Annotated in this window: 9 protein-coding genes; 6 read left to right on the forward strand and 3 right to left on the reverse strand. The window is 48.7% G+C overall.

What is annotated here, in order from left to right; genetic code table 11:
• On the forward strand, positions 1-989 hold a 989-nt coding region (locus ACH10T_RS12420; RefSeq protein WP_394809580.1), incomplete at its 5' end, for a calcium-binding protein.
• A gap of 140 nt (positions 990-1,129) precedes the next feature.
• On the opposite strand, the gene ACH10T_RS12425 is transcribed toward ACH10T_RS12420, so the two are convergent.
• Positions 1,130-3,559, reverse strand: coding sequence for a Lon protease family protein (locus ACH10T_RS12425; RefSeq protein ID WP_394809581.1), 2,430 nt, complete (start codon positions 3,557-3,559; stop codon positions 1,130-1,132).
• A gap of 404 nt (positions 3,560-3,963) precedes the next feature.
• On the opposite strand from ACH10T_RS12425, the gene ACH10T_RS12430 reads away from it, so the two are divergent.
• The gene (locus tag ACH10T_RS12430; RefSeq protein WP_394809582.1) at positions 3,964-5,295 is read left to right on the forward strand and encodes an HDOD domain-containing protein; all 1,332 of its coding nucleotides are present in this window, start codon (positions 3,964-3,966) and stop codon (positions 5,293-5,295) included.
• Between the two features lie 10 nt (positions 5,296-5,305).
• Here ACH10T_RS12430 and ACH10T_RS12435 read toward each other — a convergent pair whose 3' ends face one another.
• Positions 5,306-5,578 carry a hypothetical protein gene (locus tag ACH10T_RS12435; RefSeq protein ID WP_394809583.1) on the reverse strand — a complete coding sequence of 91 codons (273 nt, stop codon included), beginning with the start codon at positions 5,576-5,578 and terminating at the stop codon, positions 5,306-5,308.
• 18 nt (positions 5,579-5,596) lie between these two features.
• Here ACH10T_RS12435 and ACH10T_RS12440 point away from each other — a divergent pair, with 18 nt between their 5' ends.
• A complete protein-coding gene (locus ACH10T_RS12440) occupies positions 5,597-5,764 on the forward strand; it encodes a hypothetical protein (protein ID WP_394809584.1) in 168 nt (55 codons plus the stop codon).
• Positions 5,765-5,797: 33 nt separating this feature from the next.
• Here the strand turns inward: ACH10T_RS12440 and ACH10T_RS12445 are convergent, their stop codons facing one another.
• Positions 5,798-6,022: a GDCCVxC domain-containing (seleno)protein gene (locus ACH10T_RS12445; RefSeq protein ID WP_394809585.1), complete on the reverse strand. Its 225-nt coding sequence runs from the start codon at positions 6,020-6,022 to the stop codon at positions 5,798-5,800.
• Between the two features lie 127 nt (positions 6,023-6,149).
• Between ACH10T_RS12445 and ACH10T_RS12450 the strand changes: the two genes are divergently transcribed.
• The 3 genes from ACH10T_RS12450 (at position 6,150) to arsA (ending at position 8,740) form a co-directional block, all read left to right on the forward strand.
• Positions 6,150-6,479 carry an ArsR/SmtB family transcription factor gene (locus ACH10T_RS12450; RefSeq protein WP_394809586.1) on the forward strand — a complete coding sequence of 110 codons (330 nt, stop codon included), beginning with the start codon at positions 6,150-6,152 and terminating at the stop codon, positions 6,477-6,479.
• 138 nt (positions 6,480-6,617) lie between these two features.
• Positions 6,618-6,968: an arsenite efflux transporter metallochaperone ArsD gene (gene arsD, locus ACH10T_RS12455; protein ID WP_013965271.1), complete on the forward strand. Its 351-nt coding sequence runs from the start codon at positions 6,618-6,620 to the stop codon at positions 6,966-6,968.
• 14 nt (positions 6,969-6,982) lie between these two features.
• Complete coding sequence (arsA, locus tag ACH10T_RS12460) at positions 6,983-8,740, forward strand: arsenical pump-driving ATPase (RefSeq protein ID WP_394809587.1); 1,758 nt, start codon at positions 6,983-6,985, stop codon at positions 8,738-8,740.
• Positions 8,741-9,127: the final 387 nt, after the last annotated feature.

Raw genomic sequence — 9,127 nt, forward strand, 5'->3', positions numbered from 1 at the left:
TAAAAATTGGTGACAATGACCCGATTTCTCTCACTGGCGGATTACCCATGACTGGCAGCGCATCTAGTGAGGCTATCAAAGGAACTCAATTTAACGACATCATCAACGGCAAGGGTGGCAGTGACTCATTAAGAGGTGGTTTAGGTAACGACACTTATATTATCGATAATGTAGGCGTCGTCATTACTGAAAACCTGAATGAAGGAACAGACACCGTCAAAAGCGGTATCAGCTACACCTTACCCCTCAATGTAGAAAATCTCACATTGACAGGCACGTTGGCTATCAATGGAGCTGGCAATGATCTTAACAACAAATTGACTGGCAATTCAGCAGCCAATCAATTGAATGGGGGTTTAGGTAACGACACGCTGGATGGCAAAGCAGGTGCTGACAACATGATTGGTGGCCTTGGTAATGATAATTATATTGTTGATAACGCCGGTGATATCGTTACTGAAAATCTCAATGAAGGCACAGACAAAATCAGTAGCAGCATCACTCGCACCTTGCCTGCCAATGTAGAAAACCTAACGCTGACAGGGGCTTCGGCAGTCAATGGTAACGGCAATGGGTTGGCCAACATTTTGATTGGAAATTCAGCAGCGAATCAACTGAGCGGTGGCGCAGGTAACGATACACTCGATGGGGGCACAGGCAATAACACGCTCACCGGCGGCGGCGGTCAAGACACATTCAAATTCACTAACGCAGGCCACATCGACGCGATCACCGATTTTGTTGTGGTGGATGACACGATTCAACTGGAAAATGCGGTCTTCACTGCTTTGATAACTACGGGTCCATTGGCGGCTGGTCAGTTTAAAATCGGCACTTTGGCTTCGGATGCTAATGATTTCATCATCTACAACAACATTACGGGGGCGTTGCTTTATGACGCCGATGCCAACAGCGCTGGTGTGGCGACACAAATCGCTACTGTTGGGGTTGGTTTAGCCATGACGAATGCAGATTTCGTCGTGATTTAAAATATTATGCAATAACGGCAAGCGATCGACCCTGAGAAACCTACTGCTTAGGGTCGATTACCCGGTAAACGCACATTTCTAAATCAAACCTCACCTGCACATCCCTGATATACGAAAGTGATGAAACCACTTTGTAACGTTTATTTCTCTGCACGCGACGGCAGCCGTCGATGCTCGGTTTTAGGGTGTTGGGTCAACTGACAAGCACGGCGGAAAACCAGCAATGCTCGCTGCGCATACCCCAGAACCGTATCCGGTGAGTAACCCATTGTCCGGCTTTGTTCGGTGAGTCCCGCTGGGCAGCCGGTTAGCAATTCCAGTCCTTGGGTGACATGCTCCATCGTATAAATCGCAAACAAGCCGTTTTCAACGGCTTCAATAATTTTGTGATCCAGTACCAGGTGCTGCCGGTTATGATGCGGAATCAGCACACCTTGCTCACCATTCAAACCCATTTTTTCACACAGTTTGAAATAACCTTCAATCTTGTCGTTAATCCCGCCAACCGGTAGCACCTCACCGTATTGATTCAGCGCACCGGTCACCGCAATACTCTGTTTCAGCGGCGCTTCCGCCAGCGATGACAGCAAGACAAAAAGCTCGGCGCAGGAAGCGGAGTCCCCTTCGATGCTGGAATATTCCTGCTCAAAAACAATCGACGCACTGAGTGCAATCGGTGCAATATGCGTAAAGAGTCCGGTCAGGTAATTTTGTAATATCAGCATGCCCTTATCGTGAATCGGTCCAGACATATCAACTTCACGGGCGATATTCAGTATCCCGTCTTCCCCGGCAAAAGTGCGTGCAGTAAGTCGCACCGGCGCGCCAAAGCGATGATCGCCCAAATCGATCTGCGTCAATGCGTTGAGTTGCCCTACTTCTGCGCCGTGTAATGCAATGGCGATTTCGCCTTCCATAATGGATTCCTGCAAACGCAAATCCGGATAATTATGGCGGAGTGTGCGCGCCTGAAGCGCTGCGGAAATATCCGCAACTTCCACGATATGCCCGTGACGGGCACTGCATAAGGCAGCACTCTCCAGCACCAGCATTTCGGTACGCGCAAAAATTGCGCTTTGGCGTTTTTGATCCTCCACTTCCCGGTGCGATTCCTCCAGTAACCGCGCGACGGCAGCCGCAGAAAAATGCGGCAATTTTGCATCATCACAGGCGTGCGCGACAAAAACAGACGATGCCTGGTATGTCTCCGCGCTGGCGATGAAGCTTCCGGCAAAATCCACTTTCACACGGAAGCGCCGCATGAACTCAGGGTCAATTTCCTCCAATTCATAATATTCATCCCGTGACCCGATCAAGACGACCTTGACATTCACATCCACCGCCTCCGGTTCCAGGGATACGGGCGTATTGGCGGTTAATGCCGAGCCGGGCTCTTCGATTTGTAGTCGCTTACTGCGCAAGAATCGCCGCAGCTTTACCCATAACTGGCCATCCGTCAGCAAATCATCCAGGTGTAACATGAGAAAACCGCCATCCGCCTTTAATAAACTGCCGGCGCGAATACGCATGAAATTGGTTTTTAGTTTGCCTTCCTCAAACTGATAATCAATACTGCCAAACAATGCATACGCGGAGGGGTTATCTTCAATAATAACCGGCGCTCCGTGCAAGTCCGCATTATCCACGACGAGATTGATCTGATAGCGCGAGAAAATCTGATGCAATGCCGTTTCCCGCTTCGCTTCATCGGCACTGTTCGTTTCAAACAGCGCCAGATTATCGAGAATATCCGACTCCATCTGTTCAAAATAAGTCTTCAGCCGCGCCTGTTTCTGCAATCCATCTTGAATTTTCTGCAACGCAAGATTCAACAAAGGTTGCACGCTGTGACGCTGGAGTGCAGCCAGCGTTACACTCTTGTCTTTCTCAACGCGCTGGAATTCTTTAAAATACAGCACAATCGCCTCATGTAACGCTTGTTCGGCCTGCTCGATTTCAGTCCGGCGTGCCTTGGGCAGCTTTAATAAATTTTCCGCGGTGAGAATCTCGCCCTTTTCATCCAGCAAAGTAAAAACAATTTGTTCGTCTTCGCGGTGAATGGTGAAATGCAGTGATTCCGCAATCTTGTCCAGCTTGGCGTAAGCTTGGGCTGCTTCCGCTTTGAATTTCTTCTCAGCACGATCACTTTTGAGCTTGAAGTCTTGCCCGCCCAAGCATTGCGCAATTTCCGCCGGTAGCGATTTTGCCACTTGCAATAGCGATTGGCGCAGCACTCGCCCCTGCCCGGCAGGCAAGTACAAAGCCAACGGCTTCTCAGGCGCGATAAAATTATACAAGTAGCACAAATCCGCTGGCGCTGGCTGGACAGCCGCTGCGTCAATCATCGCTTGATGCAGCAAGGAAGTGCGTCCCGATCCCGCTTCCCCCAGCACAAACAAATGATAATCCGGTTGCATCATGCCAAGACCAAAACGCGCAGCCACTTCCGCCCGTTCCTGTCCGATCCAGGATAACGGCCGTTGCAGTAATTCCGAAGTATCTGAAAACCCCAGCGAGGCCGGGTCGATGGTGATGCGTAATTGGGAAGAATCTAAAGATTGAGTCGACATGTTTGGGTTCGTAACCATAAAGCGAGAGTTTTCGCGAATTGCCGGTATTGTACCCATTAAGAGACTATTGCGTCATGAAGTAATCCACGCAATCAGGTATCGGCTATTTGGGTCACTGAAAATGACGCAGTAGATTATTCGCATTCATTCTTAAGTCAGAAATGAGCTACATCTACATTTTTAAATTCCAATCATCGTACACGCCACAATACAATCCATGAGAAAAGCATGACTGCAATCAAATTGCGCAAGCCACTTTAGATCTCAAAACATAAAATTATCTGTAGGAATTATTGTAAAGTTTTAGGTAATCTATCCGACAATATAATGACGTTTGTACTATAACTTTGAAGTAAGCATTTCAAAGTATTCGGTATTATGAATTTGTAATTTTAAGGGTTATGATGAATAAGATATTAATTTGTAACAATCAACGGAATGAGCTGGATTCCATCCAGGCAGTACTCAGCAAATATACTTTGCATTTAATGGTCTCTTGGGATAACAAGCCAGTTAATCTCGACGGGATTGATGCCATCATCCTGGATGTAAATTTTACGCAGGCGCAAGGCCTAGATTTTCTGATGGAGGTTTGCAGTAAAGCCTATATCCCCGTCCTGCTTATTACTCCTCCTGATGACCCACAATGCGCCATTGAGGCACGTCGAATCGGCGCGTTCAACTATTGCGTCAAAACCGACAAGCTAAATTCTGTGTTAGAAATGGCCGTGCGAGAAATGCTCTTTTCTTTTAGTAATCAGCGAGAATTGAAGCGCACTATCATGACTCAAAAGGCGCGTATTGCGGAGTTAGAAGCACAACTCAAAGCAAAATCTGGTGATGAAGCTGAAGTGCGTTCAATTGATAAGGCACTGTCAACCAATCAACAAAAACGTGCCCCCATGTTGCAGGAAATTGCCAAACGTTTAAATAGCGGGGAAATCAATCTGCCGAGTTTTCCCAGTATCAGTCTTGAGATGGATCGATTGATGCAGAGAGATGCCGGGATGGAAGAAATCACAGTATTACTCAGAAAAGACATGGTGATCAGCGCCAAGCTGATCAGCGTAGCCAATTCTCCACACTACGGCGGACTGCGGCAAAGCACCACGGTCGACCAAGCGATTAATGTTCTGGGTCTGAATACCACCAAGGAATACGTCGATATCATCGCGAATCGCGCTTTATATATGGCTCGCAACCCGAATTACCAGGACGTCTTGAAAGACCTGTGGAAACATGGCGTAGCGTGCGCACACGCTTCTTACCTGATCGCACAACTTGCAAAGCTCTCAAAACCCAGCGAAGTGTTCTTCATGGGTCTGATGCACGATATCGGCAAGCTCTTTCTGCTACAGATCATCTCGGAGCTGCAAGCCCAGGAAGTCATTGATCCGGCTATTCCTAAGGATGCTCTGGATGACTTTCTGGATAAGCACCACGGTCAATTTGGCCACAAGCTCCTGGAAGTCTGGAAGTTACCGCCTGAAATCACGATAGTCGCACAATTTCACGACGCCCTCGACCAGGCAACATCCGTTACACGAGAATTGCTTGCCGTATCGTTAGGGAATCTGCTGGCAAAATGCGCCGGATACGGCATTTATAACGAGAAACGGGACGATCCGCTAATGGAAAGTACAGCCAAATCCATCGGACTCGATATAACCGATATCCAAAAGGTGCTTAACGGATTGGCCGTATTTATGGAAGAAACCGGATTGAGCTTTGATTGATCGGTATTTCTCATTCAGAAGCTGAATGAGAAGAGGATATGTCAACGCTCTCGAGCGAAATAGCGTGGCGAGAACTCTCTGCATAAAACACTTTGGCACACAATGTTCGGTCTGTGGCTTCGATTTCGCGCAACGCTATGGCCAGATAGGCGAAGTATTCATACACGTTCACCACTTGCTCGAGTTGTCTTCGATTGGCAAGAGTACAAGGTGAATCCCACCACAGACCTGCGCCCAGTATGCCCAAATGGCCACGCGATGCTCCACCAGCATAACCCGGCATACACCATTGAGGAACTACGTGACATTATCGGTCGCGACACCTAACCTCTCTGTCAGCCGGACTACCTGCAAGCTGCGCTTGCAGGGCCACATTCATCCCGCGCCTTTACCCCCGGACGGCAAAACCAATAAGCTGCTTCCCGTTCTAATTCCCTGCCCCGGAGAGACGCGCAACAGGTTTCAATGAGGCATAACTCGATTATTCCTTGATTGTGCTGCGTTAGTCCGAACAACAGGATAGATTTCTACCAGACTGCTGAATTGGCGGGCACGGCACATCACCATAAGAGCAGTAAACACAGCAATCCCCTGCCCTGGGGCGAAGCAACTGCCGACAAGATTCACACTCGTAAAAGAACTGGCAAGCATCTGTAGGCATCGTTTCCAATTTTTGGAACCCGCAATTCGGGCAGGTAATCGTCGACTGTAACTGTATTTTATCCATTTGCGTATTTGTACCATGAGCCATGAGTAATTTACACAAAAAACTTTCATTCGAAATCGTTCTGCAATGACCGAAAGCGTGTTAAAGAAAAATTGACATCACTATATATTTCCAATATTATGGAAATATGGAAATGGATATTGCAATTAAAGCGCTGGCCGCCCTAGCACAAGAAACCCGCCTCACGATATTCCGGACGCTGGTCCAGGCTGGGCAATCAGGACTTCCGGCCGGGCAGCTTGCCAAAGAATTAAACATTCCTAATGCAACGCTATCTTTTCATCTGAAAGAATTGACGCATGCAGAGCTGGTCATTGCTCGGCAGGAAAGCCGCTTTATTTATTACTCGGCGAATTTTGTAACCATGAATGCGTTATTGGGCTATCTCACCGAGAATTGCTGCATCGAGATTTCGTGCAGTTCCGCCGAGGTTTGCTGTGATGAAAAGATCAGCTGAATATTTGACCAAAAATAGCAGGATGAAAAGCTTTCATGCTCCTATCGCAGTCGATAATCTGCAGGCGAACATCCATTTCTATTCTGTGTGAAGTGGATCATATGGAAACTTTATTACCTCAACCATTGAAGAATAAAAATGACAACTATTCATGTATTTGACCCTGCTTCATGCTGTAGCTCAGGCGTTTGCGGTTCCGACGTAGACCAGGAACTGGTCGGTTTTTCCGCTGATGTCGATTGGGTCAAACAGCACGATGTTGCAATTGAGCGTTTTAATCTGGCACAGCAACCCATGGCTTTTGCAGACAATTCTACGGTGAAAGGATTCCTGGAACGCTCCGGTGCCGAGGCGCTGCCATTAATACTGGTAGACGGAGAGGTCGCATTGGCAGGCCGCTACCCGCAACGTAGCGAACTGGCGCGTTGGGCGGGGATCCCCCTGGAGGAGGAAGTCGAAGAATCGAGTTGTTGCGGCGGCTGTTGCTAACACAATCCCGCCTCATGACCAAACTCAAATTTCTCAATCAACCACCGCGTTTCCTGTTTTTTACCGGCAAAGGCGGGGTCGGCAAAACGTCATTGGCTTGCGCCACGGCGATAACACTGGCTGATGCCGGTCGGCGGGTGTTATTGGTCAGCACCGATCCGGCTTCTAACGTTGGCCAGGTATTCGGTATCACGATTGGAAATCAGGTTACGGCGATTACCGCAGTCCCCCGTTTGGCCGCTTTGGAAATCGACCCGCAAGCGGCAGCCCAAGCTTACCGCGACCGCATTGTCGGTCCGGTTCGCGGTGTGCTGCCGGATGCGGTAGTCAAAGGTATCGAAGAGCAATTATCCGGTGCGTGCACGACCGAGATAGCCGCTTTCGATGAATTTACCGCGCTTTTGACCGATTCGGTGCTGACTGCGAACTACGATCATATTATCTTCGACACCGCACCAACCGGCCACACCATTCGGCTGCTGCAATTACCCGGCGCGTGGAGTGATTTTCTTGCGGCAGGCAAAGGCGATGCCTCTTGTCTTGGCCCATTGGCTGGTCTGGAAAAACAGCGTGCTCAGTACAAAGCAGCAGTAGATGCTCTCGCTGACTCGGAGCGTAGCCGATTAATATTGGTGGCTCGTGCGCAACAAGCCACGTTACGCGAGGTGGCGCGGACGCATGAAGAATTAACGGTTATCGGCTTGACGAAACAATTTCTGGTCATCAATGGCGTGTTACCGCAAGCTGAAACGTCACGAGATCCTTTAGCTGCTGCAATCTTCCAGCGCGAACAAGATGCTCTGGCGGCCATGCCGAAAGTTCTCAACCAATTGCCTTGCGACCGCATTGTACTTAAACCATTTAATCTGGTCGGATTGACCGCGTTACGGAAATTACTGGTTGATGCTTCGCCTGACGAAAGCGGCAATGAATTTACGCATACTGCAATCCCATTCCCCAGTTTATCCAGCTTGACTGATGAAATTGCCAAGGATGGATGCGGTTTAATCATGCTCATGGGCAAAGGCGGTGTTGGCAAAACCACACTTGCTGCGGCTATAGCCTTGAACCTGGCGCATCGTGGCTTGCCAGTGCATCTGACCACCTCTGACCCGGCAGCGCATTTGAGTGAAACGCTAAATGGAGCGATGGCTAATCTAGCGGTAGACCGGATTGATCCGCATGTGGAAACCGAGCGTTACCGTCAGCATGTCCTGAAATCCAAGGGCGCACATCTGGATGCCAAAGGCCAAGCCTTACTGGAAGAAGATTTACGCTCGCCTTGCACCGAAGAAATTGCGGTATTTCAGGCATTCTCACGAATAATCCGCGAAGCGGGTAAGAAATTTGTCGTGATGGACACCGCACCGACCGGGCACACCTTATTATTATTGGATGCTACCGGTGCTTATCACCGCGAGGTCATCAAAAAAATGGACAGCTCTATCGTGCACTACGCAACGCCGATGATGCAACTGCAAAACCCCAAGCAAACCAAAATACTGCTGGTAACACTGGCGGAAACAACGCCAGTACTCGAAGCTGCCAACCTGCAAGCCGATTTGCGCCGTGCCGGTATTGAGCCGTGGGCGTGGATCATTAATAACAGCGTTGCTGCAACAACTGTCCATTCACCCTTATTGTGCCAGCGCGCTAGTAACGAGCTAGCACAAATCGAAACAGTTTCGTCTATTCACGCACAACGCTATGCCGTCGTGCCTTTGCTTAAAGAAGAACCGGTCGGCGTACAGAAGTTATTGGAATTAGCCTAAAGCAGAATGGTTGAGTGTTAATTACTTATAGTGAACAGATTCATGATGATGGCGTGGTACAGCATAGCGCGGATATAATGCCCCCTCTCTGGTACTGACAGGCTGTTGACACACCACTTGGATCAGATACCGAATCACGAATCCCATACCGGCAACACACACCACAAGGCCACAAAACAAAAATCATAATTAGTCGACCCTAAAAAACTGCATCAATCGCTCTTTTGGATCAGCCGTATCAAAAGGCGGCGTGTTAATAAAGACAAAATCAAGCGATTCGATCTTTTCCCATCGAAGAATTTAAGAAATCCGCATTTCCCGCCATGGAAGAAAGAGCCAAACAATGGTCAATAGCCATTGTTTTATATTCCAGGCGGCAGCAGCCAT

Source organism: Nitrosomonas sp., assembly GCF_043753625.1.
GTDB lineage: Bacteria > Pseudomonadota > Gammaproteobacteria > Burkholderiales > Nitrosomonadaceae > Nitrosomonas.

Coding starts and splice junctions, on each gene's coding strand:
- ACH10T_RS12425 (WP_394809581.1), bottom strand. CDS start 3,559: ATGTCGACTCAATCTTTAGATTCTTCCCAATTACGCATCACCATCGAC.
- ACH10T_RS12430 (WP_394809582.1), top strand. CDS start 3,964: ATGAATAAGATATTAATTTGTAACAATCAACGGAATGAGCTGGATTCC.
- ACH10T_RS12435 (WP_394809583.1), bottom strand. CDS start 5,578: ATGCCGGGTTATGCTGGTGGAGCATCGCGTGGCCATTTGGGCATACTG.
- ACH10T_RS12445 (WP_394809585.1), bottom strand. CDS start 6,022: ATGGATAAAATACAGTTACAGTCGACGATTACCTGCCCGAATTGCGGG.
- ACH10T_RS12450 (WP_394809586.1), top strand. CDS start 6,150: ATGGAAATGGATATTGCAATTAAAGCGCTGGCCGCCCTAGCACAAGAA.
- arsD (WP_013965271.1), top strand. CDS start 6,618: ATGACAACTATTCATGTATTTGACCCTGCTTCATGCTGTAGCTCAGGC.
- arsA (WP_394809587.1), top strand. CDS start 6,983: ATGACCAAACTCAAATTTCTCAATCAACCACCGCGTTTCCTGTTTTTT.